General features: G+C 34.0%; 23 protein-coding genes and 1 riboswitch. Of the genes, 3 read left to right on the top strand and 20 right to left on the bottom strand.

Features of this window, described 5'->3' with window-relative positions:
* Window positions 1-25: 25 nt before the first annotated feature.
* From FDN13_RS11510 to FDN13_RS11470, 9 genes are all read right to left on the bottom strand, one after another.
* Window positions 26-751 (bottom strand): sulfite exporter TauE/SafE family protein, encoded by a 726-nt coding sequence (locus FDN13_RS11510; protein ID WP_138980523.1) that lies wholly within the window; start codon window positions 749-751, stop codon window positions 26-28.
* 42 nt (window positions 752-793) lie between these two features.
* Window positions 794-1,177 (bottom strand): YkvA family protein, encoded by a 384-nt coding sequence (locus FDN13_RS11505; protein ID WP_138980522.1) that lies wholly within the window; start codon window positions 1,175-1,177, stop codon window positions 794-796.
* A gap of 68 nt (window positions 1,178-1,245) precedes the next feature.
* Window positions 1,246-1,737 carry a Csac_0668 family 2Fe-2S cluster-binding (seleno)protein gene (locus FDN13_RS11500; RefSeq protein WP_138980521.1) on the bottom strand — a complete coding sequence of 164 codons (492 nt, stop codon included), beginning with the start codon at window positions 1,735-1,737 and terminating at the stop codon, window positions 1,246-1,248.
* Window positions 1,738-1,798: 61 nt separating this feature from the next.
* Window positions 1,799-2,347, bottom strand: a complete 549-nt coding sequence (locus FDN13_RS11495) for a flavodoxin domain-containing protein (protein WP_138980520.1) — start codon at window positions 2,345-2,347, stop codon at window positions 1,799-1,801.
* A gap of 28 nt (window positions 2,348-2,375) precedes the next feature.
* On the bottom strand, window positions 2,376-2,930 hold the full coding sequence (locus FDN13_RS11490; protein ID WP_138980519.1) for a plasmid pRiA4b ORF-3 family protein: 555 nt from the start codon (window positions 2,928-2,930) through the stop codon (window positions 2,376-2,378).
* A 1,002-nt stretch (window positions 2,931-3,932) separates the two neighbouring features.
* Window positions 3,933-5,762: a glutamine--fructose-6-phosphate transaminase (isomerizing) gene (gene glmS, locus FDN13_RS11485; protein WP_138980518.1), complete on the bottom strand. Its 1,830-nt coding sequence runs from the start codon at window positions 5,760-5,762 to the stop codon at window positions 3,933-3,935.
* Window positions 5,763-6,094: 332 nt separating this feature from the next.
* Window positions 6,095-7,441 (bottom strand): phosphoglucosamine mutase, encoded by a 1,347-nt coding sequence (gene glmM, locus FDN13_RS11480; RefSeq protein WP_138980517.1) that lies wholly within the window; start codon window positions 7,439-7,441, stop codon window positions 6,095-6,097.
* Between the two features lie 94 nt (window positions 7,442-7,535).
* Entirely contained in the window at window positions 7,536-9,173 is a 1,638-nt protein-coding gene (locus FDN13_RS11475) for a carbon starvation CstA family protein (RefSeq protein ID WP_138980516.1), read from the bottom strand.
* A 21-nt stretch (window positions 9,174-9,194) separates the two neighbouring features.
* On the bottom strand, window positions 9,195-9,695 hold the full coding sequence (locus FDN13_RS11470; protein WP_138980515.1) for a hypothetical protein: 501 nt from the start codon (window positions 9,693-9,695) through the stop codon (window positions 9,195-9,197).
* Between the two features lie 160 nt (window positions 9,696-9,855).
* A riboswitch (SAM riboswitch) is annotated at window positions 9,856-9,954 on the top strand.
* Window positions 9,955-10,146: 192 nt separating this feature from the next.
* On the opposite strand from FDN13_RS11470, the gene FDN13_RS11465 reads away from it, so the two are divergent.
* Genes FDN13_RS11465 through FDN13_RS11455 form a run of 3 tightly spaced genes read left to right on the top strand, consistent with a single transcriptional unit; the run spans window position 10,147 to window position 12,643 of the window.
* The gene (locus tag FDN13_RS11465) at window positions 10,147-11,142 is read left to right on the top strand and encodes a methionine ABC transporter ATP-binding protein (protein WP_138980514.1); all 996 of its coding nucleotides are present in this window, start codon (window positions 10,147-10,149) and stop codon (window positions 11,140-11,142) included.
* Between the two features lies 1 nt (window position 11,143).
* Window positions 11,144-11,821, top strand: coding sequence for a methionine ABC transporter permease (locus tag FDN13_RS11460; RefSeq protein ID WP_138980513.1), 678 nt, complete (start codon window positions 11,144-11,146; stop codon window positions 11,819-11,821).
* Window positions 11,822-11,833: 12 nt separating this feature from the next.
* Window positions 11,834-12,643: a MetQ/NlpA family ABC transporter substrate-binding protein gene (locus FDN13_RS11455; RefSeq protein WP_138980512.1), complete on the top strand. Its 810-nt coding sequence runs from the start codon at window positions 11,834-11,836 to the stop codon at window positions 12,641-12,643.
* 81 nt (window positions 12,644-12,724) lie between these two features.
* Here FDN13_RS11455 and FDN13_RS11450 read toward each other — a convergent pair whose 3' ends face one another.
* The 11 genes from FDN13_RS11450 to cdaA form a co-directional block, all read right to left on the bottom strand.
* Window positions 12,725-13,258, bottom strand: a complete 534-nt coding sequence (locus FDN13_RS11450; protein WP_138980511.1) for a 2-oxoacid:acceptor oxidoreductase family protein — start codon at window positions 13,256-13,258, stop codon at window positions 12,725-12,727.
* Window position 13,259: 1 nt separating this feature from the next.
* Window positions 13,260-14,012, bottom strand: a complete 753-nt coding sequence (locus FDN13_RS11445; protein ID WP_138980510.1) for a thiamine pyrophosphate-dependent enzyme — start codon at window positions 14,010-14,012, stop codon at window positions 13,260-13,262.
* Entirely contained in the window at window positions 14,012-15,085 is a 1,074-nt protein-coding gene (locus FDN13_RS11440; RefSeq protein WP_138980509.1) for a 3-methyl-2-oxobutanoate dehydrogenase subunit VorB, read from the bottom strand. Before FDN13_RS11440 ends, FDN13_RS11445 begins: the two co-directional genes overlap by 1 nt.
* A 24-nt stretch (window positions 15,086-15,109) precedes the next feature.
* Window positions 15,110-15,319, bottom strand: coding sequence for a 4Fe-4S dicluster domain-containing protein (locus FDN13_RS11435; protein WP_138980508.1), 210 nt, complete (start codon window positions 15,317-15,319; stop codon window positions 15,110-15,112).
* 48 nt (window positions 15,320-15,367) lie between these two features.
* Window positions 15,368-16,045: an ATP-binding protein gene (locus FDN13_RS11430; protein ID WP_138980507.1), complete on the bottom strand. Its 678-nt coding sequence runs from the start codon at window positions 16,043-16,045 to the stop codon at window positions 15,368-15,370.
* Between the two features lie 9 nt (window positions 16,046-16,054).
* Window positions 16,055-17,122 (bottom strand): butyrate kinase, encoded by a 1,068-nt coding sequence (gene buk, locus FDN13_RS11425; RefSeq protein WP_168190155.1) that lies wholly within the window; start codon window positions 17,120-17,122, stop codon window positions 16,055-16,057.
* Window positions 17,123-17,134: 12 nt separating this feature from the next.
* Window positions 17,135-18,040: a phosphate butyryltransferase gene (gene ptb, locus FDN13_RS11420; RefSeq protein ID WP_138980505.1), complete on the bottom strand. Its 906-nt coding sequence runs from the start codon at window positions 18,038-18,040 to the stop codon at window positions 17,135-17,137.
* Complete coding sequence (gene buk / locus FDN13_RS11415) at window positions 18,037-19,119, bottom strand: butyrate kinase (RefSeq protein WP_371414823.1); 1,083 nt, start codon at window positions 19,117-19,119, stop codon at window positions 18,037-18,039. The genes ptb and buk (FDN13_RS11415) overlap by 4 nt, the downstream gene beginning before the upstream one ends.
* Before the next feature lie 166 nt (window positions 19,120-19,285).
* A complete protein-coding gene (locus tag FDN13_RS11410; RefSeq protein WP_138980503.1) occupies window positions 19,286-20,884 on the bottom strand; it encodes an NAD(P)/FAD-dependent oxidoreductase in 1,599 nt (532 codons plus the stop codon).
* A gap of 11 nt (window positions 20,885-20,895) precedes the next feature.
* Window positions 20,896-22,104, bottom strand: coding sequence for a CdaR family protein (locus tag FDN13_RS11405; RefSeq protein ID WP_138980502.1), 1,209 nt, complete (start codon window positions 22,102-22,104; stop codon window positions 20,896-20,898).
* Complete coding sequence (gene cdaA, locus FDN13_RS11400; protein WP_138980501.1) at window positions 22,077-22,919, bottom strand: diadenylate cyclase CdaA; 843 nt, start codon at window positions 22,917-22,919, stop codon at window positions 22,077-22,079. The genes FDN13_RS11405 and cdaA overlap by 28 nt, the downstream gene beginning before the upstream one ends.
* Between the last annotated feature and the right edge of the window lie 196 nt (window positions 22,920-23,115).

The following is a 23,115-nucleotide window of genomic DNA, read 5'->3' as shown; positions in this document are numbered from 1 at the left end:
CTAATAAATTGAATTGGAGAATTACTTAACCCCATATCATCATTTGTAATCCAATAAGTGTTAAAAGAATACCTACAAACTTCACAAATTTTTCTTTAGGCATTTTTTCAATCACTTTTTTGCCAGCCCATGTGCCTGTAATCATAGCAATACCCATGAATAATCCAATTCCCAGCGCATATAGTCCAATACCAAGATACCTCTGATAAATAACTGTCTTTGAAATGTGCATAGCAACAGCAGTTACTGCTTCACTTGCAATGTATGATACAGGTGAAAGGTTCAATGAAAGAAACAATGCCGCCCCTATCGGTCCTGCGCTGCCGACAAGACCTGAAATCAAACCTGTCACTGCCCCGCCAATCAGCATTGTTCTGTCGCTAGGTTCAAATTTAAGCACTTTGAAATATTTTAATGCCACAAAAACAATAATAGCAAATCCAATTCCTCTTGTAATGATTTCTTTCTGCACTTTTACAAAAGAAAATGCTCCTAAGACACTCATTGGTACTGCACCTATTATAAACATATATACAGGTTTCCATTTAATTTGTTTAAAACCAAAGAAAACCCGTGATAAATTGCCAATTAACTGTGCAATTGTTAATATCGGCACAGCCATTGTTGTACCAATTGTTTTCGATAAGAGTGGAAGCAACAGCAACGCACCTCCAAAACCTGCTGCTCCTGATATTGCAGCAGCCAAAAAACTGCCTGCGAAAAGAACAATGTATGTCCATAGAGTATCCAAATTGATCCCTTCTTTCTATTTAAATAATTTATAATATCTTATCTATATAATAATTTTAAGTATTCTATACCCGATAAATCCTAAAATTAATATCCACAGCATTACAATAATCACACCTGCTGCCTTGGCTTCTGGAATATCACTTTTCAATTTTGTCTCGGCTTCTTTCCTGCATTCTTCCATAATTTCTACTGGTATCAACTTTAATGCAATTGCAACACCCATAGGTATCAGTATGAAGTCGTCCAAATATCCTAATACAGGAATAAAGTCAGGTATCAGGTCTATGGGGCTTAGTGCATATGCAACAACAATAGCAGTAAAGACCTTTGCAATTAAAGGCGTCTCCTTCTTTTTATATGCCAGATATAAAGCAAAAACCTGCTTCTTTAATTCATTTATTTTTTCTTTCATTCTTTTTATCATACTCAAACCTCTCATGCATTCCATTTTTTATATCTTATATAATATATAAAAATACAATCATATTTATTTCATTTCATGGATAACCCTTTATCTATAGCCTCCTGAATTATCTTGTGGCAGCACTTCCCTAAGGGGTTATTCTTTTCACATTGGCTGTTTTTCATAGCCCCTGTGATTTCTATAATATCCTTAACTGTTTTTACCCCATCTTTTATAACGGCATTTATAACCTGCTCCTCAGTAACTTTGCTGCAGTAGCAGGCATATTTAGGATTGGCATCTTTTTTAAACCATATAGGCACTTTCACTTGCTGCTTATTAAATTTAACACCTAATTCTGGATTATAATAAACAATGTCACATTCTTCATTCATGCATATATAATAATCTGTATCTCCGACCAATTCTGTTAATGTATCAACTACCAAATGTCTGACTGTAATATTTTTTACTTTGACTCCTGATGTTTTACACACAGGACATGTATTGTCATTTTCTATTTTATGAGATGTCTCTTTTCCACCACAACAGCAACAGGTATTTATTTTTTTATTTGTCATTTTTACTTCCCTCTCTTATACCAATTTTTATTATAATTTCTATTTATGTTGTATATAACTGTCATTTGGTTCTACTTTTTATTAATTCAACAATAGGTTTTATTGATTTTTCATTTGTCCAGTCAACAGGATGTTTATAGCATGCAAGCATTCCTTTTTCATCGTCGGTAAGTTCATCAGGTTTTTTATGCTCAATTTTCTTCTTTAAAAGATACATTAAAAGCTTATCAATTAGATTTAACTTTTTATAATTGAAGCCACCCCGCAAGTGGAAGAAATGGACTTTCTCCTTCATTTCTTCAGTAAAATTATTGTTTATAATATCGTTTATTGCTTCAGGATGTGCGGGAGACGCACCTACAGAGAATACTATCACTTTTTTATCTTTCATTCTGTCGAAGTTCTTTTTTATAAGTGAGATACCCAAAATACCAGCAGCATACAGTGAACCGCCATAAACAATTGTATCATATTTGAGTATGTCATTTAGTGTAATTTTAGACCTTTCAAATAAATCCGCCTTGACTTCATCTGCAATCCACTGTGCATAGCGTTGTGCGCTGCCATATTTTGATTTATCTATTGTCTGCCATAATGTTGTCCTCCTCATTAATTTGGTTAATACAAACACTTAATCTTTACTTTATCATCTTCAACATATTATTGACTTCATCTATGCTGAATTCTTCAGGGTCAAAAGAACCCCCAACCCATTCAAGCATGGATTCATGCTCTGGATGCTGCGGGTCCTGGATTGCTTCAAGAAAGTCCTCATATCCCCACGGTCCACCTACATCTTCAGGCGGACAGTTTCTTTTACCACCGATACATACTGGATATTTAATACCTTCTTCTGGGCCAAGCACCTTCTCAACAACAATGTCATGTCTCCAGTCATCACCAAAATCGTAAACATATCTGAATTTATCCTTTGGCGCAAAGTTCATGCTGCTTAACTTTACCCTTTTTGCACTTTTTACTTCATATCTGTCGTAAAAGTCCCAGTCGTCATCTTTTTCCCTAATAATCATTTCTCCCAGCCTGAACTCATAAAGGTGGGATTCAAACCATCCCATCGCATACTGGATTATCCTGTGGAGTTTATAAAACGTAATATCGTCTCTAACCAATACCCTCCTCCAGACAGGAGGCTTTACGTCTTTTAATGTTATCTTCAATTGAAGAATTTTCATACCCTCACGACTCCTTTTACTTGTATTGATGCACTTCTATTTTATCATTTCTCTATATTCTGCAATAGTAAAAATAATATCCTATTATCATTATACATTAATATTTATTTATCCAAATACCTTACTATAAATATCTCCTTCTATTTTTTAATATCCATGCTCTAAATCCTTATAATAAATTCCCGTTATAACTTCAATTTTATTTTGATAAAATTTTGCTACTTATGAAACAAGCATTCTGCATTTGTAATTCTTAATCTTTAATTCTATTTTCATACCACTTTATAACCTTTCAATGGCATAACTTCATTATTCCAGGACCAACTTTATTCTTATAGAACCAACTTTATTATTACAGAACCGACTTTATTGTTTTAGAATCAACTTTATTATCACGGAGCAAACTTTATTATTTTATATACAGTCCCTTATTCCTTATCCCAAAATCCTTACCCCTAACTATGTATATTTAAAATAAACTCCACTCCACCCACACCCATCAAGCCCTTGATTTTCCTACATCCTAATTTCTACCAGATAATAAAGTCCGCTCTAAAATTCCTTGATTTCATCCCATTTATTAACACTTTTTCCTTAATCCTTATAGCAATTTTTAAAATAAAGTTGGTTCCAAATAGGGATATGTTGAAAGGAAAAAGGGATAAGGTTGCATTTTCTCATGTGCATTTTCTCATGTGCTTTTTCTAATGCTTTTTATCAATCTTGGTATCAATATTTCTCTCAATACTATAATCAATACTTTCCTCAATCCCTTTAAAATCATTGCCTTTAGCCTTATTCCTTACTCCTTAACCCTAACAATCTTAATCCTTACACCTTAGCACTTCTCCCCAATAAAAACGCAAACCCCGCAGCAAAACAGGGGTTATCCTGCGTCTACTGCGAGGTTTTGGAACGAACTTTATTTTTATAGAGTCAACTTTATTATCATGGAGTGAACTTTATTTGTATTATTCAGCAATTTAAACAATCTATACAATCTTACTCAACTGTTACGCTCTTTGCAAGGTTTCTTGGTTTGTCTACATCGCACCCCTTTTCAACTGCTGTATAGTATGCAAGAAGCTGAAGAGGAATTACAAGTAAAACTGGAGCTAATATATCAAGTGTTTTTGGAATGTAAACTGTTTGATTTACTGTCTTTTCTATTTCGCAATTTCCTTCATAAGCAAAACCTATAACCTTTGCTCCCCTTGAAACCACTTCTTTTATATTGCTTACCATCTTATCATATACCTGGCTTTGAGTTGCAAGAGCAATAACTGGAATGCCTTTTTCTATTAATGCAATAGATCCGTGTTTTAACTCTCCAGCAGCATAGGCATCAGAATGGATATAAGAAATTTCCTTAAGTTTTAGTGAGCCTTCAAGAGCTACTGCAAAGTCAAGGCCTCTTCCAATGTAGTATATATCTTTATGCATATAATTGGAAGCAGCAAACTTTTGAAGCTCCTCTTTTTGATTTAGAACTATTTGAGCCTTTTCAGGAAGGGTAAGCATTTCATCCCTAATTTCTCTGTACTCTTCTATTGTAATAGTTTCATTAAGCCTTGCAAGATATAAAGCTATTATATACATAGCTATAAGCTGTGTAACATAAGCCTTAGTTGAAGCAACTGCAATCTCAGGTCCTGCCCAAGTATAAAGTACATCATCAGCCTCTCTTGCAACAGAACTTCCAACAACATTAGTAATAGCTATGACTCTTGAACCACTTTCCTTTGCCTGTTTAAGCGCTGCAAGAGTATCTGCAGTTTCTCCTGATTGACTTACAACTATCATTAAAGTCTTTTCGTTTAAAATAGGATCTCTATACCTAAATTCAGATGCAATATCAACCTCAACTGGAATCCTTGCAAGTTTTTCAATTACATACTTCCCAACCATACCTGCATGATATGCGGTGCCACAGGCAACAATATAAATTTTATCTATATTTTTAAGCTGTTCTTTAGTTAAAGTTATATTATCAAGCTTAATATCATCACAGTCAGCCATAATCCTTGATGTCATAGTATCTTTAATTGCCTTTGGCTGCTCATGAATTTCCTTTATCATAAAGTGCTCATAGCCACCTTTTTCTGCTGACTGAGCATCCCATGTAACATGGAATATTTCCTTATTAACAGGTAAACCTTCTTGAGTTATTATTTTTATATCATCCTTTGTTAAAATAGCTATTTCTCTATTATCTAAAAGATAAACATCCCTTGTATAGGATAAAATTGCTGGTATATCTGATGCAATAAAATTCTCACCTTTTCCAAGTCCAACAATTAAAGGGCTGTCCTTTCTAACTGCAACTATTTTATCTGGCTCATTTTTGCATATAATTCCAAGAGCATAAGATCCTTCAAGTTTGTCAACAGCCTTCATTACAGCCTGAACTAAATCACCATCATAAAAATAATCTATAAGATGAGGAACTACTTCTGTATCCGTTTCCGTTTCAAATTCATATCCAAGGGACATAAGCCATTCCTTTATCTTTAGATAATTTTCTATAATACCATTGTGAACAACGCCTATTGTCATATCCTTATTAGTGTGTGGATGTGAATTTACATCCGAAGGCTGCCCATGGGTTGCCCACCTTGTATGTCCTATTCCTAAATTACCACTGATTGGATCATCCTTAATTTTATCCTCAAGATTTGATAGCCTTCCTTTACACTTTGTAACTGTTAGCTTGCATCCATCAAATATACAAACTCCAGCTGAATCATAACCTCTGTACTCAAGCTTTTTAAGCCCATCAATCAAAACAGGAACTGCATTACTTTTACCAATATAACCTACTATCCCGCACATTTTTTTCATCCTTTCTGCTAAATAATTGTCACACCCGGTTGATGTTGTGACGGAAATCGCTTTCCGCTTTTATCAACCTTTAACGGTAGTGCGATACCGTAGGGCACCCGCCGAAGATTCGATACTCCCTATCCTCGTCAACTTACCAAAGGTAAGTCCTGGCGCTTTTAAAAAATATTACTTATTTCACCTCCTTATTTTTTATAGTTTTATTATATTAATTTTTAAGATAAATGATAATACCTTCAGCATATAATTTTAATTTTGTTTACAAATTAACATAAAAAAAGAACCTTTATTTTACAAAAGGTCCTTTCTAACACATTTTTATGCTAATTACACCTTTCTTCAATAAGGTGTGCAAGATTAAGAGCCATCTTTTCAATCTCTTTTTGATTTTCACCTTCAAGCATAACCCTAACTAATGGCTCTGTTCCGGAAGGTCTTATTAAAACCCTTCCACAGCCATCTAATGCTTCTTCAAGCTTTTTAATTTCAGAAATTATAACTTCATCATTTTTATATAAGTTCTTCTTATCATTTGATACTTTTGCATTTATAAGAACCTGTGGAAGTTCATGCATTATTGATGCAATATCTGAAAAGGCTCTATTTTCTTTTTTTACTATTGATGCAACTTGAAGAGCTGTTAAAATTCCATCTCCTGTTGTATTGTATTCAAGAAAAATTATATGCCCTGACTGCTCTCCTCCAAGTTTATAATCTCCTTTTAACATCTCTTCTAAAACATATCTGTCTCCAACCTTTGTCTTTACTGTATTTATTTTTTCTCTTTTACAAGCAATATCAAGACCCATATTGCTCATTACTGTCACAACAAGTGTATCTTTATTAAGCTTTCCTTTTTCCTTTAAATGCTTTGCACAAATTGTCATCAAAAAGTCTCCATTTACCACGTTTCCTTTCTCATCAACTGCTAAGCATCTGTCAGCATCACCATCAAATGCAAAGCCAATGTCACAGCCCTCTCTTACTGTAAAATTTCTTAACTCCTCTATATGAGTTGATCCACAGTTTTTATTTATATTCTTTCCATTTGGATTGTTGTGTATTACATAAACCTCAGCTCCAAGTTCAGCAAAAACCTTCGGAGCAATATAATAAGATGCTCCTTCAGCACAGTCAAGAGCTATTTTAAGTCCTTTAAAATCAACATCTATTGTACCCTTTAAAAACTCAATGTAATCCCTTGCTGCACCTTCCTTGAACTCGCGTTTTCCAAGATCTTCCCCTATTGGTGATGGTACCTGTGATAAGCCATTTTTAATAACATCTTCTATCCTATCCTCAACCTCATCTGGGAGCTTATATCCATCCTTATTAAAAAATTTTATTCCGTTATATTCAACTGGATTATGGGATGCCGATATTACAACTCCTGCATCAGCATTATAAAGCCTTGTAAGATATGCAACTGCAGGAGTTGGAACAACTCCAACGCATACTGCATGAGCACCGACTGAACATATACCTGCAACAAGAGCTGACTCAAGCATGTCCCCTGATATTCTTGTATCCATTCCAACAACAATAGTTGGCTTATGAGCACCCTCTGTTAAAACATAAGCTCCTGCCCTTCCAAGTTTATAAGCAAGCTCTGCAGTAAGATCTTTATTTGCAATTCCTCTTACACCATCGGTTCCAAACATTCTACTCATAATTATCTCTCCTATTTTTGTATATAATCAACAACTGTATAATACCATATATAATCCCTCTTTTCAATCAAAAAGGGCCTTTTAAAGGCCCCCATTATGCATTCATGCTCCTATTTTGACTTTTATCTGAAAGAACTTTAACTGAAGTTACAATAAGATCAACTGCAAGTATAAAAAGAAGAACAGCAATTATACCAAGCAGAATTTTCCCACCTGTAAAGAAATTCTTCATAAGAAGTATTAAAGCTGTTAAAGTTACACAGAACATAAATATCATTGGAACTATTGTCATCCATGACTTCTTTTTTAATTTCACAAACCATGCTGTAATTGCAAGAAGTGATAATCCTGCAAGAAGCTGATTTGCTGAACCAAATATAGGCCATATATTAAGATATCCATAAGTTATAAGAATAACTGCGGCACCTATAGTTATTGCTGTTGATGCATACATATTAGCAAGAGGTGATTTTGTCCCATCCTGCTTTTCTGGGAAAAATTCCTGGAAAATGTATCTTCCAATTCTTGTTGCAGTATCAAGGCTTGTTAGGGCAAATGCTGAAAATGCAAGTATTACAAATACCTTTCCAACCTGAATGGGAAGTCCAAAGCTATTCATAAACGTAGCAACACCTGATGCAAAAATTTGAGCAGGAGTTCCTTCAGCCTTTGCAACATAAGCAACAGATATTAAAGCAACTATAGCAACAAGGCCTTCAATAAGCATTCCTCCATAACCTACAAGTTTTGAATCCTTTTCAGAGTTTAGCTGTTTTGATGTTGTTCCTGAACCAACAAGTGAATGGAATCCTGATATAGCACCACAAGCAACAGTTACAAATAGAATCGGGAACAGATACTGTGCTTTAGCACCTGATCCTACAACAAAGCTTGTAGTTGCAGGTATTACAATAGAAGGTCTTAGAATAAATATTCCAACAACTGCACCTATTAGCATAGCATAAAGAAGGAAAGAACAAAGGTAATCTCTTGGCTGTAATAAAAGCCAAACTGGAAGGGTTGATGCACAGAATATATAGATTATAAGTATAACCTGCCAACCTACCTTTGAAAGTTTAATGAATGGGAAGCTATAACCTATCCAGATACATAAAAATAAAAGTGCAACTCCAACAACAGTAGATACTGCAAGATTTGCATTTTTTCTATAAACAAAAAATCCAAAAGCCATTGCAAGGAATATAAAAAGAACTGATGCAGTACCTGCCTGTGCTCCTGTCAGTACTTCTGGTTTTTGAGGATTAAAAGCAAATGTGCTTGCACAAATATCAGTAAATGCTGCAACAACAAGAACAAGAGTCAGCCATGCAAAAATATTAAATAACTTCTTACCTTTTTCACCGAGATTTGTTCTTATTATTTCACCAATTGATTTACCGTCATGTCTTATTGATGCAAAAAGTGAACCCCAATCGTGTACTCCACCTACAAAGATACTTCCAAGAACTATCCATAGATATACAGGGAGCCATCCAAAGATTGCAGCCTGTATAGGACCTGAAATAGGCCCTGCTCCTGCAATAGATGAAAAGTGGTGTCCTAATAGAACCTTTGCATTTGCTGGGCAATAGTCAATATCGTCCCTTAAAGTATGAGCTGGTGTCTTTCTTGATGGATCAATACCCCACTGCTTAGCAAGATATGAACCATAAGTTACATAAGCAACTAAGAACAGTATAATACCTAAGATGATTAGAACTAAGGAATTCATATAAAGACCTCCTTTTTTATTTTAAGGTGTAATTTGATACACCTTTTTTACGCTCTTACCCTGCTTATTTGTAATAACACTGTTATTTAAGAGGTCAACTGCAACAAACCTTACTTCACACCATCCATGCAAAAAGAACTTGAATGCTTTGCTGTACTTAAACTTTTTTATTTCCTTGACGCATTCGCTATCAATTTCATCTTTACATACAATAACCCCTGTTATATAAGTGCTCATGTGTTCCTTGTGAGGTTTTACATATCTTGCTACAGCATTTTTTAAAAAATTTTCAAATTCGTATACCTTTTCTAAACTCAAAGCTTCATAGCACTTAATAAAGCAAATTTCATTGTTTTCATAAGCATCTATTACATCCTTTTGAGTAATTAAGGTCCTTGCACATCTTTCAAAGTATTTAGCAAACATGTCAATTTCTGTACCTGATATATTTATATTCCTTTCAATGTCAAAATATCTACTAAATTTATTCTGTAAATTGTTTATATATACATTACATTCCACATTTATCACCTTTTATAGTATTCTACAAACACTTTGTATTTCCTGCTAAAAAATTTTGATTTTTTTAATATTTCTATTTAAGACTAATGTTATAAAAAAAATAGTTGACATTTTAGCAATTGCTTTTTATAATTAGCATGTAAGTTGAATATAAATTGTACTCTTATCAAGAGAGGCGGAGGGACTGGCCCTATGAAGCCCGGCAACCAGCATTATGCATGGTGCCAATTCCAGCGGTAGAAATACCGAGAGATGAGAGGGGATTGTAATAAGCCTCTTTCATTGAAAAGAGGTTTTTTTATTATCTTCATATCCTCAAAATCTCTTTTCATTCTCAAATTTATGTTTTTAATTTATTTTTATAATATTTTGCTAAAATTTATAAGTTTTAGCCTGTTAAATTTTTATTTTTGTACTTTATGTAATTATCATGTTAAAGAGGTGAAATAAATTGATAAATATTGTTGACCTAAATAAAACCTATACTCTAGATAATACGCAGTTTGAGGCCTTAAAAAATATAAATCTTACAATTAATGATGGTGATATTTTTGGGATAATCGGACTTAGTGGAGCTGGGAAATCATCTCTTTTAAGGTGTATTAATCTCATTGAAAAACCAACATCAGGACAAATAATAATTGATGGGAAGGATATAACATCCCTTAATTCAAAACAGATAAGAGAATATAGAAAAAAAATTGGAATGATATTTCAGCAGTTCAACTTACTTATGAATTTAAATGTTTTTGAAAACGTTGCTTTCCCTCTAAGGATATCAAAAGTTAGTAATTCTGAAATAAAAGAAAAAGTAAATGCACTATTAAAAATTGTAGAGCTTGAAGACAAAAGCAACTCCTTTCCATCACAGCTATCAGGTGGTCAAAGACAAAGGGTTGCTATTGCAAGAGCACTTGCTAATGAACCAAATATAATACTTTGCGATGAACCAACTTCTGCCCTCGATCCTTCAACTACTCAATCTATTTTAAACCTTTTAAAAAGCATTAATGAAAAATATAAAATAACAATAGTAATTGTAACTCATGAAATGTCAGTAATTAAAAGCTTATGTAAAAACGTTGCTGTAATTGAAAATGGAACTATTGCTGAATGTGGCAGTGTAATAGATGTATTTTCTAATCCAAAATCTTATACTACAAAAAACTTTTTAAAAGAAGACATTATAAATCAAATCCCTAAAGACTTTAATAGTAAAGGCAAAGTATTAAATTTAACATTTATAGGAGATGATGCTCAAAAGCCACTTATCTCAAATATGGTAAAAAAGTTCAATGTAGATGCAAATATAATATCAGGGAAAATTGATATTATTCAAAACACTCAAATTGGAAATCTTGTTGTTAACCTGACAGGTAAAGATGAAGATATTGACAAAGCTTTGAATTATCTTAAAGAATTTAAACTTAATGTTGAGGTGATATAAAGTGGAGCTTTCTAATATATATGCTTACTTAATAGATTTATTTAAAACAATATATCCATCTTTTATTGAAACTATATATATGGTATTTTTCTCAACGCTATTTGCTACTATTTTAGGATTACCTCTTGGGATAATACTTGTTATAACTTCAAAGGGTCATATATGTGAAAATGTTAAATTAAACCGCATTCTCAGTACTATTGTAAACATTGCACGTTCTGTACCATTTATCATATTGATAATAGCAATATTTCCCTTATCAAGAATAATAGTTGGCACAACAATAGGCTCAACAGCTGCAATAGTTCCACTATCCATTGCTGCATGCCCTTTTGTAGCAAGAATAGTTGAAAGCTGCCTTCTTGAAGTAAACTGGGGTATCATAGAAGCCTCACTATCAATGGGAGCAACAACTATGCAGATAATCTTTAAAGTCATAATCCGTGAGTCTATGCCTTCTTTGATATTGGGAATAACACTTACAATAATAAATATTCTTGGATATTCTGCAATGGCAGGAGCTATAGGAGGAGGTGGACTTGGAGATTTAGCTATAAGATACGGCTATCAGAGATTTCAAACTGATGTGCTGATAGCAACCATTTTAGTCCTTATAATTCTTGTAGAAATAATACAGCATACAGGAAATCTATTATCAAAAATTTTTGACAAACGATAGGAGGTTTTTTCAATGAAAAAAATATTTTCTCTATTATCAATCATTTTAGTATTAATTCTTTCTTTTACTGGATGTTCTTCTAAAGAAAGTTCTACAAATAAGCAAACAAAAAAATTAGTAGTTGGGGCAACACCAGTTCCACATGCAGAGATATTAAACGTTGTAAAGCCAATATTAGCTCAAAAGGGAATTGAACTTGAAATAAAGGAATTTACAGACTATGTAACTCCAAATACTGCTCTTAACGATAAACAGCTTGATGCAAACTTTTTTCAGCACGTTCCCTATATGGAGGATTTTGCAAATAAAAAAGGTATTAAGCTAGTAGCTGCGGCAAAGGTACACGTTGAACCTATGGGAGCATATTCAACTAAAATTAAATCAAAGGATGAAATTAAAGATGGTGCAGTAGTCGCAATACCAAATGATGCTACTAATGAAGGACGAGCACTACTTCTACTTCAAAAGCAAGGGCTTATTAAACTTAAAGATGCAACAAATCTTACTCAAACTCCAAAGGATATTGTTGAAAACCCAAAAAACTTAAACTTTAAAGAGCTTGAAGCAGCACAGCTTCCAAGAGTTTTAAGCGATGTAGATTTTGCAGTTATAAATACAAATTATGCCCTTGAAGCAAAGCTCAATCCAAAGGATACTCTCTTTATTGAAGATAAGGACTCACCCTATGCAAATGTTTTAACCGTAAGGCCTGATAATCAAAACTCTCCTGAAATTCAAGAGCTTGTTAAGGCTTTGAATTCAGAAGAAGTTAAAAAATTTATAAATGAAAAATACAATGGTGCTATAATACCTGCATTTTAAGGTGAACTACCTCCAACTTTACAAAGTAGGTAACTTCTGTCGCTGATTATATTAAAAAGCCCCCGAAATCGGGGGCCTATATTACTTTCTTGCATATTCTGCTCCTTTTTCAAGGGCAGTTTTATTCATTTCATAAAACTGTTCTTTTCCATGTTCCTTTAAAGCCTTTAAAAGGGATTCCATTGAAACTATCTTAGTTCTTTCAACAAGAGCCCCGAGAAGTACCATGTTTGCTATCTTCTTAGAACCAACCTCCTCTGCTACCTTTTGAGCAGGTATCTTTATAACTTCAATATCTGTTCTTTCAGGTTCCCTATTTACAAGATTACTATCTATTATTAATAATCCACCTTTAACAATTGAATTTTCAAACTTATCAAGAGAAGGTCTGTTCATAACAACTACAGTTGTAGCATCGTAGACTATTGGTGAACCAATATTATCGTCAGATATTATTACTGAACAGTTTGCTGTACCTCCACGCATTTCAGGGCCATAAGATGGAAGCCATGACACATTTAAGTTCTCTTCCATTCCTGCATAAGCAAGGAATTTGCCCATAGATAAAATACCCTGTCCTCCAAAACCTGCAAAAATTATATCCTGATGTGCCATGTTATTTCACCTCCTGCTGGGTTGTATCCTTTTTAACTCCAAGTGGATAATAAGGTATCATATTGTCTTGAAGCCACTTTATAGCTTCCCTTGGAGATAATCCCCAGTTAGTTGGGCATATTGAAAGAACCTCAATTAGCGAGAAACCTTTTCCTTCAAGCTGTACCTCAAAGGCTCTTTTTATAGCCTTCTTAGCCTTTAAAACATTTGGAACTGAATCTACAGAAACTCTTTCAACATAAACAGCTCCATCAAGGGTTGATATCATTTCTGAAACTCTTATTGGATGACCTTGAAGGTTAACATCTCTTCCATAAGGTGACGTTTCTGTAACCTGACCTGGAAGGGTTGTTGGTGCCATCTGTCCTCCAGTCATTCCATATATACAGTTATTTACAAATATTGTCGTTATTCTTTCTCCTCTTGCAGCAGCATGCACAATCTCAGCAGTTCCAATTGCAGCAAGATCTCCATCACCCTGATAGGTAAATACTACATTATCAGGAAGTGAACGCTTTATTCCTGTTGCAACTGCAGGAGCTCTTCCATGAGCAGCTTCTTGCATGTCACATGCAAAATATTCATAAGCCAAAACTGAGCATCCAACAGGCGCAACTCCTACTGTTTTATCTAAAACTCCAAGCTCTTCTAAAGATTCAGCAACGAGCCTGTGTATTATTCCATGGGTACATCCTGGACAGTAGTGGGTTGGAACATCTAAAAGTCCCTTAGTTGGTTCAAAAACTATAGCCATTATCTTACACCTCCTACTATTTCCTTTACCTTATCTGCAATTTCTTTTGGTGATGGAACCATTCCTCCTGACCTTCCAAAGAAGTTAACAGTTTTTCTTCCTTTAACAACAAGCTCAACATCTTCTACCATCTGTCCACAGCTTAATTCAACTGATAAGAAGCCATATTTTGTTCTATCAACAACTTCTTCAATAGCCTTCTTAGGGAATGGCCAAAGGGTAATAGGTCTTATAAGTCCAATCTTTAAACCTTCTTTAGCTAGCATTTTAACAACATTTTTACATATTCTTGAAACTGTTCCATAAGAAACTATAACAAGATCAAGATCTCCTTCGCAGTTATACATTTCACATCTTGCTTCTTTTTCTTCAATCTCTTTATATTTTCTTTGAAGCTTTTCATTATGCATTTCAAGCTCTTCTGGCTTTAAAAAGAGTGAATTTATAACATGATGTTGTTTTCTGCCTCTAAGGCCAGTAGCTGCCCAATCTTCCTTGGATGGTAGCTGTCTTGGAGTCCTTTCTTTAAATTCAACAGGCTCCATCATTTGCCCAAGCATACCATCTCCCATAACCATAACAGGATTTCTGTATATATCTGCAACATCAAAAGCTTCCTGAATTAAATCAACCATTTCCTGAACAGAAGCTGGAGCATATACTATAAGCCTATAATCACCATGTCCTCCACCTTTTGTTGCCTGGAAGTAGTCTGATTGGGCTGGCTGAATTCCTCCAAGTCCTGGACCTCCTCTTACAATGTTAATAATAACACAAGGAAGCTCAGCTCCTGCTATATAGGATATACCCTCTTGCTTTAAGCTTACTCCCGGGCTTGAAGATGAAGTCATAACCCTAACACCTGATCCAGCTGCACCATATACCATATTTATAGCAGCGACTTCGCTTTCAGCCTGTAAAAATACTCTTCCAATTTTAGGCATTCTCCTTGACATATAAGCTGCAACTTCTGTCTGCGGAGTTATAGGATAACCAAAGAAACATTGACAACCTGCTTGAATCGCAGCCTCACCAATGGCTTCGTTACCTTTCATTAAAACTTTATCTGCCATTAAAATTTACCTCCTTAAACCCTTTTATTTCTCAACAGTAATAACTAAATCAGGACACATTCTAGCACATGAGGCACATCCAAGGCACTTTGACATGTTTTCTTCTTTTATAATCGCTGGATGATACCCTTTTAAGTTTAACTTTTCATCAAACTCGATAATTTTAACAGGGCAAACTGCGATGCAGTGGCCACAACCTTTACATCTGTCTGCTCTAAATATAGCTCTTGCCATAAGCTCCCCTCCTTAAGTAATTTTATATACAACCCGCAATGCGGGATGTTATACATCAAATCGCCTCCATGGTGGAAGCATAAAAAGTTTAATTGGGAAAATTTCGCCTTCAAAAGAATCTGGAAGTTTATTAGTAATATCTTCCATTACTGTTACATATCTTATAGGTATATTGGTTATATTAGATACTTCCTTTACTATCTCCTGCCCCTTTAATATATGTTCTATATCTGTTTCATAAGACAGGTTTGTATTATTTATAAGATATTTAACTTTAAGCCTTGATGCCGCTTCAATTGATTTTATATATTCAATTATTCCCTCTATACTGTTTGTAAAAGGTCTTAATGTATTAATAACAAAATACATATCATAATCTTCTTCTCTAAAGTATCTATTATACTGTCCTAAAGCTACAGCTCCCTGCTCATCTCCGCCAACATCTAAAACCACCTCATAAGATTTATCATTAAATATACTTAAGGTTTCAGGCGGCACAATTCCAAGTTCTGCATTGGCAAAGTCCTTCGGCGTTGCTATAACCCTAATTCCCTTATTTTCAAGCATTTTGGTTTCATCTCTTGTGCAAAAGTACGGATTTACAATATCAAGGTCAGCTATTGCAACTTTATTGCCTTCATTTGAAAGTTTTAATGCATAATTTATTGCAATTTCAGTTTTACCACTTCCAAAATGTCCTGTAAAGACTCTAATTCTTGAATCCATTTAATCACCCTACTTATATTCTTTTGCTTTTTCCTCACCAGTTAAAACTCTATACCCACCTTCTGCAAGGGCAAGCATTTCATCTTCTCCAGGATATACAACTACAGGTCCAACAAAACTTACTCTCTCCTTAATCCACTCAACGAGTTCCTTGCCAAATGAGAGTCCCCCTGTTAATATTATAGCATCAACCCTGCCACAAAGAACAGCACCTAATGCTCCTATTTCCTTTGCTACCTGATATGCCATAGCTTTATATATAAGCTCTGCTTCTTTATTTCCTTCATCCATCATCTTTTTAACTTCTCTACCATCGTTTGTTCCAAGATATGCTACAAATCCACCTTTCCCACATATCTTCTTTTTCATTTCATCAAGAGTATATTTTCCTGAAAAACAAAGTTTTATAAGTTCTCCAACTGGAAGGCTTCCTGTTCTTTCCGGTGAGAATGGGCCTTCGCCATCAAGAGCATTATTAACATCAATTACTTTTCCACCTTTATGTGCACCAACTGAAATTCCTCCACCTAAATGAGCAACTATAATATTTAAGTCTTCATATCTTTTTCCTATTTCCTTTGCATATCTTTTTGCAACGGCTTTTTGATTTAATGCATGGAATATGCTCTTTCTTTGTATTTCTGGCATACCAGAAACCCTTGCAATATCTTGCATTTCATCAACTACAACAGGATCTACTATAAAGGCTGGAATATTTAATGATTTTGCAATTTCAAAAGCTATTATTCCACCAAGGTTTGATGCGTGCTGTCCCTGAACTCCAACTTTAAGATCTTCAATCATAGCTTCATTAACTGAATAGGTACCACCTTCAATTGGTTTTAGTAGTCCTCCACGGCCTACAACAGCATTTAATGTTTTTATATCAACCCCTTTATCTTCAATGGCTTTTAATATAACACTTTTTCTAAAATCGTACTGTTCAAATATAGTTTTATAAGGTGAAAGCTCCTCTGTTGAATGTCTTAAAGTTTCAATAAATACAGGACTTAAATCATCATAAACTGCTATCTTTGTTGAAGTTGAACCAGGATTTATTATAAGCATTCTAAACATAATATCACCTCTTTATTTACTTGCTGCTACAAGTGAAGCTAAGGCTATGGAATAAAGCTTGCTTTCATTGCTGTCTGCTCTTGAAGTTAGTATTACCGGAGCTGCTGCACCTGCTAAAATTCCACCGTTCTTTGAATTAGAAGTATATGTTAGTGTCTTATACATAGCATTTCCCGTTTCAATGTTTGGTACAAGTATTACATCTGCTTTACCAGCAACTGGGCTTACTATGCCTTTATGCTTTGCAGCCTCTTCTGATAAAGCATTATCTATTGCTAATGGTCCATCAACTATGCATCCTTTAATCTGTCCTCTGTCATTCATCTTAGATAGTGCTGCCGCATCAAGTGTTGGCTGCATATCAGGATTTACAACTTCAACAGCTGCAACTACTGCAACCTTTGGAGTTTCAATTCCAATTGATTTTGCAACCTGTACAGCGTTCTCTAAAATCTGCTTTTTAGTCATAAGATCAGGTGCAATGTTCATTGCTGCATCTGTTACAAGGATTATTCTTTGAAGTGCTGGAACATCAAATACTGCAACATGAGATAATATCTTTCCTGTCCTAAGTCCCCTTTCCTTATCAAGTACAGCTCTTAAAAAGGTTGCTGTATCTATAAGGCCCTTCATTACCATATCTGCCTTACCAGCTGATACAAGTTCAACAGCTTTAAGGGCAGCTGCCTGATTATTAGGTTCATCTATTATTTCAAAATCGCTTAAATCTATGTTAAGAGTTTTAGCACAATCAAGTATTTTATCCTTATCTCCAACAAGAACTGAATATGCAATGCCAAGCTTCTTTGCTTCATAAACTGCCTCTAAAACTGGTTCATCCTGAGCTACTGCAACAGCAATCTTTTTAATTTCATTTTTTTTAACTCTGTCAAGTACCTCATCAAAACTCTTAATCATACATCCACCTCTTCTTCGTATATTTTTGCTTTTTCTTCTCCACTTATAACCCTATAGGCACCTTCTGCAAGGGACTGCATTTCATCCTCTCCTGGAACTATCTCAACAGGAGCTATAAAATTAACCATTGAAATTATAAAATCACACAGCCTTTTTGAATGGGCAAGCCCTCCAGTCAATATTATCCTATCGACTTTACCAAAGAGCACCGAGGCATAGCTTCCTATTTCTTTTCCTATTTGGTAAGCCATAGCATCAAATATAAGCCTTGCTTTTTCATCTCCCCCTTCAATCATCTTTTCAACTTCCCTTGCATCATTAGTACCAAGATATCCAACAAACCCTCCTTGACCTACTATCTTTTTCTTTAGCTCCTTATATTTATAATTTCCAGAATAGGCAAGCTTTATTAAATCACCAACTGGAAGTCCACCAGCTCTTTCAGGTGAAAAGGGACCTCCTTCATTAGCATTATTAGTATCTATTATCCTTCCACCTTTAACTGCAGCAACAGATATTCCTCCACCAAGATGAGCAACAACAAAATTTAAATCTTTTATGTCTTTATTAATATTTTTTGCAACTTTTCTTGCTACTGCCTTAATATTCAGTGCATGAACAAGAGAACGTCTTGGAATCTCTGGAAGTCCTGAAATCCTTGCCAAATCATCAAATTCATCAACAGCAACAGGATCAACTATAAAGGAATCTATCCCCTCTTCGTCAGCTATTGATTTTGCAATAATAGCACCAAGGTTAGAAGCATGTTCCCCTTGAACACCAACAGCAGCATCTTTAACTAATGCCTCTGTTATTCTATAGGTTCCACCAGGCATCGGCCTTAAAAGACCTCCACGGCCAACAACTGCAATAAGCTCTTTAGTGCTTATACCCTCCTCCTTGAGCCATGATAAAACAGCCTGTTTTCTAAATTCATACTGATCTGATATCTTTTCATAATTTTCAATTTCTTTTGAAGAGTGCTGAAGATTTTTTTGCTTTAAATTTTTTGTACCTTTAAATATAGCCACCTTTGTTGAGGTCGAACCAGGATTAATAACAAGGATATAAATTCTCAAATACATCCCACCTTTTAAAATATCATAATGGTATAAATATTTTAAAAAATTTAAATATTTATATAGCATATACACGCAAAATATTTCAACCAATATTATTTTAATGTATATGCTATATTATTTCAACAACTAATATACTTAATTTTTTATTTAACAAAGTAAAGTGCTATATTAATGGTGCAAATTTTTCCATTATATTTTCAGCAACTCTTATTCCATCTACAGCCGATGAGATTATACCTCCTGCATATCCTGCTCCTTCACCAGCGGGATATAATCCCTTTATCGTTTTACACTCACATCTTTCATCCCTTTCAATTCTAACTGGGGACGATGTTCTTGTTTCTATTCCTGTAATCACAGCATCGTAATCAGCAAATCCTTTTATCTTTTTGTCAAACTCCAATAGACCTTCCTTTAATACACTTACAACATAGTTTGGAAGACATTCGCTAATTTTTCCAAATCTATATCCTCTTGTATATGTAGGTTCAACAATTCCTATCCTTGATGATAATTCATTGTTTAAAAAATCACCAACAAGCTGAACAGGGGCCATATAATCTTCTCCACCAACTTTAAATGCAAGCCTTTCATAATGTCTTTGAAAATCTACACCAGCTAAAGGATGATTTGAATTAAAATCATCAGGTCCAACCCCAACCACTATTGCACTATTTGCATTTTTACCATCCCTTTTATATTCACTCATACCATTTGTTACAACCATGCCTTCTTCAGAGGAGGCAGCAACCACATACCCTCCTGGGCACATACAAAAGCTATAACAAGGGCGATTATATTTCTTACTGGTATATGTCAACCTATAATCAGCTGCCTTAAGCCTTGGATGATTGGCAAATATTCCATACTGCCTCTCATCAATCATGCTTTGAAGGTGCTCTATTCTAACACCTATAGCAAAAGGTTTTTGTGTTAAAAGTGCACCTTTATTAAATAAAACTTTAAAGGTATCCCTTGCACTGTGCCCTATAGCTGCTATCACAACATCGCATGGGATTTCATACTCATCATTAATCTTTACTGATTTTATTTTTCCATCTTTAATTACAAAATCTGTAACCTTTGAATTAAATCTAACCTCTCCTCCAAGTTCTATTATTTTGTTTCTAATATTTACAACTACCTTTTTCAAAATATCAGTACCTATATGAGGCTTAAAGGAATATGTTATTTCCTTTGGAGCTCCAAAATTTACAAGTTCCTCAAGAACATAATCACATCTTTTGTCTTTAATTCTTGTTGTAAGTTTGCCATCAGAAAAGGTTCCTGCTCCTCCTTCTCCAAACTGTATATTGCATTCTGTATCAAGCTTTCCAAACTGCCAAAACTTATTTATTTTTTTCGTTCTTTCTTCAACGCATTCCCCTCTCTCAAGTATTATTGGTTTATATCCATTTTTCGCCATGACAAGACCGGCAAATAATCCTGCCGGTCCACTCCCTATTATAATAGGCCTGTTATTAAGCTTTTCATGTCCAATATTTATAGTATCTTCCTTATCTTCAACAACTACTATATCTTTGTTATCCTTTAATAAAACCTTTTCTTCTCCTTCAAATTTAAGCTCAACTTGATATATGAAATCTATTTTATTTTTTCTTCTTGCATCTATGGATTCCTTTACTATTTTAAAATTTTTAATATCATTAACGCTTATTCCTATTAGTCCTGCTGCTATTTTTCTTAACTTAGACGGATCATCATTAATAGAAAGTCTAATATTGTTAATTCTTAAAGTCATACGCTCCTCCATTATTTTTTTTGTATTGTAACAAAAACTTTTTCTATACTTTTACTTTTAACCTGAATATAGGAAGGTGCTTGAAGCTTTATAGGTACATTATATGTTCCTTCTCCTAAATCTTTTAAATCTGCTGTTATACTAAAGTCTTTTTGGTCTATTTCTTTCATTATGCTCTCTGCACCAGTAAAAGTAACTTCAACGTATTCTTTTTCAAAATTATAAGTATAATCATTATTTTTATTTACAAATTCAATTGGCACACTTATTGTTTTTTCAACCTTATTTTCTACTATAAAATCTACATTTATACTTTTTATTCCTCCAAAAACATCTATATCTTTAGGAATATCTAAAGGAACATCCTTAGTTACTGAAGATGTTATATTAGAGAGATCAAACTCTACTGTACTAATAGAATCTATCTTCTTAAGAATATTTGCATCTCCAAGAATCATCAATGTTTCATTGCTAGCCTTTATGGCTTTTAACACCTTATCCTTGGGAAGCTCATCTTTAGTCTTTACAACAACTGGAACAGTCTTTGAAAGTTTTACAGGTACAAATACATCTATAAACTTTGGTTCAATAGTTACATTTTGTACTATTCTTCCTTCCTTATCAAGAACCTTTATTGGTATAGAGCTTGTAACATCAGATTGAGCATTACTAATATCCATTTGCCCATAAGCTGAAGCTACTGAATTTACATAAGTTGCAGCACCTGATATAAGAGCTTCCGTAGGCCTTACAACTGGCTTAACATATCCATAACCAGCTTTCGTATTACCTGTTATGTTTATTGTTATAGGAACAGTTTTCTCAACCAAAAGATCAAGTTTTACTTTAATGCTCATATAGCCATTTTTATTAACTACCTGTACACCTTTAGCAGTAGATTTTACTTCAACTGGTATATTGTTGTCACCTTTTTTAAGGTACCCTCCCATATCAGCTTCAAGTCTAAAGTCTTCAGGCTTTGCATTATAAACATCAAGAGCTCTTCCTGTTACTGTAAGATCAACAGTAAACTTTTGATTTGGGATAAGAGCTAAATTAGATTCTTCTATATTTTCAGTATTTACAAGGTTAACCTCAACGTTTTGTATAACTTTAGTCTGAATAGGATTTTTTTCTCCCATAACATAGAGCCATAATATAAACGCAATAAAGAGGGAAGCAATAATTGCCATTATTTGCTCTTTGTCTTTGTAATCCACGTTTTCACCCTCTTAAACATAGTATTATAATTTTCCATTTTACGTATAAAAATCTTTTTAAGTACAAGTATCAGCCTTTCAGCATTATAATTTCTTGTGAGTTTACCATTTATTGCAAGTGAAATGGTTCCTGTTTCCTCAGATACTACAATAGCTATAGCATCGGAATTCTCAGTTATCCCTATTGCTGCCCTATGCCTTGTCCCAAGTTCTTTACTGACAAATTGATCTGTCAATGGCATAACGCAGGCTGCAGCATATATCCTATCCTTTTTTATTATAACAGCTCCATCATGAAGGGGTGAGTTTTCAAAAAATATATTTTCAAGTAAAGAAGATGAAACAATTGCATCGAGTTTTACACCACTTTGAGCAAAATCTGAAAGTCCTGTTTCCTGTTCAATTACAATAAGAGCACCTGTTTTTGTACTTGATAGATTAGATGCTGCTATTGCAATCTCATTAACAATCCTTTCCATTTCCTCTTCGCTCTCAAAAAATTTTTTAGTAAAAAATCTGCTTCTTCCAAGGTGTTCAAGAGCTTTTCTAAGCTCTGGCTGAAAAATTATTATAATTGCAATAAGTCCAACAGTTAAAGTATTTTGAATAATCCAATATAAAGTAACAAAACCTAAAACCTGGCTTAATTTCATTACAATAACTACAAGTACAAGTCCCTTTATAAGCTGTTCTGCACGCGTTTCTTTTATAAGCATCAGTATTTTATAAAATATATAGGCTACTATTAAAATGTCTATTACATTCCGAGGTTCTATATTCTTTATTAGACTTAAGATGCTTGATAGATTCCCCATTTTCTCCTCTCCTTAGAATGAATCTATAATAATTATATACTAAAAACAAAGTGTATTGTACAAAAAATATGAATTAAAATTTAATAATGTGGAAAGAATTTTGAAAAAATACCATCAATCTCTTAATAAAACTCCTTAATATTCATAATTTAGTTTATATGTTATATAATAGTAATTAGTAAGCCTTAAATGGAGG

It is taken from the genome of Caloramator sp. E03 (assembly GCF_006016075.1).
In the GTDB taxonomy this organism is placed as follows: Bacteria; Bacillota; Clostridia; order Clostridiales; family Caloramatoraceae; genus Caloramator_B.
This window is presented reverse-complemented; position numbering and strand designations above follow the sequence as displayed.

Coding starts and splice junctions, on each gene's coding strand:
- FDN13_RS11505 (WP_138980522.1), bottom strand. CDS start 1,177: ATGATAAAAAGAATGAAAGAAAAAATAAATGAATTAAAGAAGCAGGTT.
- FDN13_RS11500 (WP_138980521.1), bottom strand. CDS start 1,737: ATGACAAATAAAAAAATAAATACCTGTTGCTGTTGTGGTGGAAAAGAG.
- FDN13_RS11495 (WP_138980520.1), bottom strand. CDS start 2,347: ATGAGGAGGACAACATTATGGCAGACAATAGATAAATCAAAATATGGC.
- FDN13_RS11490 (WP_138980519.1), bottom strand. CDS start 2,930: ATGAAAATTCTTCAATTGAAGATAACATTAAAAGACGTAAAGCCTCCT.
- glmS (WP_138980518.1), bottom strand. CDS start 5,762: ATGTGCGGGATAGTAGGTTATATTGGTAAAAGTAATGCAGTTCCTGTT.
- glmM (WP_138980517.1), bottom strand. CDS start 7,441: ATGAGTAGAATGTTTGGAACCGATGGTGTAAGAGGAATTGCAAATAAA.
- FDN13_RS11475 (WP_138980516.1), bottom strand. CDS start 9,173: ATGAATTCCTTAGTTCTAATCATCTTAGGTATTATACTGTTCTTAGTT.
- FDN13_RS11455 (WP_138980512.1), top strand. CDS start 11,834: ATGAAAAAAATATTTTCTCTATTATCAATCATTTTAGTATTAATTCTT.
- FDN13_RS11450 (WP_138980511.1), bottom strand. CDS start 13,258: ATGGCACATCAGGATATAATTTTTGCAGGTTTTGGAGGACAGGGTATT.
- FDN13_RS11445 (WP_138980510.1), bottom strand. CDS start 14,012: ATGGCTATAGTTTTTGAACCAACTAAGGGACTTTTAGATGTTCCAACC.
- FDN13_RS11440 (WP_138980509.1), bottom strand. CDS start 15,085: ATGGCAGATAAAGTTTTAATGAAAGGTAACGAAGCCATTGGTGAGGCT.
- FDN13_RS11435 (WP_138980508.1), bottom strand. CDS start 15,319: ATGGCAAGAGCTATATTTAGAGCAGACAGATGTAAAGGTTGTGGCCAC.
- FDN13_RS11430 (WP_138980507.1), bottom strand. CDS start 16,045: ATGGATTCAAGAATTAGAGTCTTTACAGGACATTTTGGAAGTGGTAAA.
- buk (WP_168190155.1), bottom strand. CDS start 17,122: ATGTTTAGAATGCTTATAATAAATCCTGGTTCAACTTCAACAAAGATA.
- ptb (WP_138980505.1), bottom strand. CDS start 18,040: ATGATTAAGAGTTTTGATGAGGTACTTGACAGAGTTAAAAAAAATGAA.
- FDN13_RS11410 (WP_138980503.1), bottom strand. CDS start 20,884: ATGACTTTAAGAATTAACAATATTAGACTTTCTATTAATGATGATCCG.
- cdaA (WP_138980501.1), bottom strand. CDS start 22,919: ATGGGGAATCTATCAAGCATCTTAAGTCTAATAAAGAATATAGAACCT.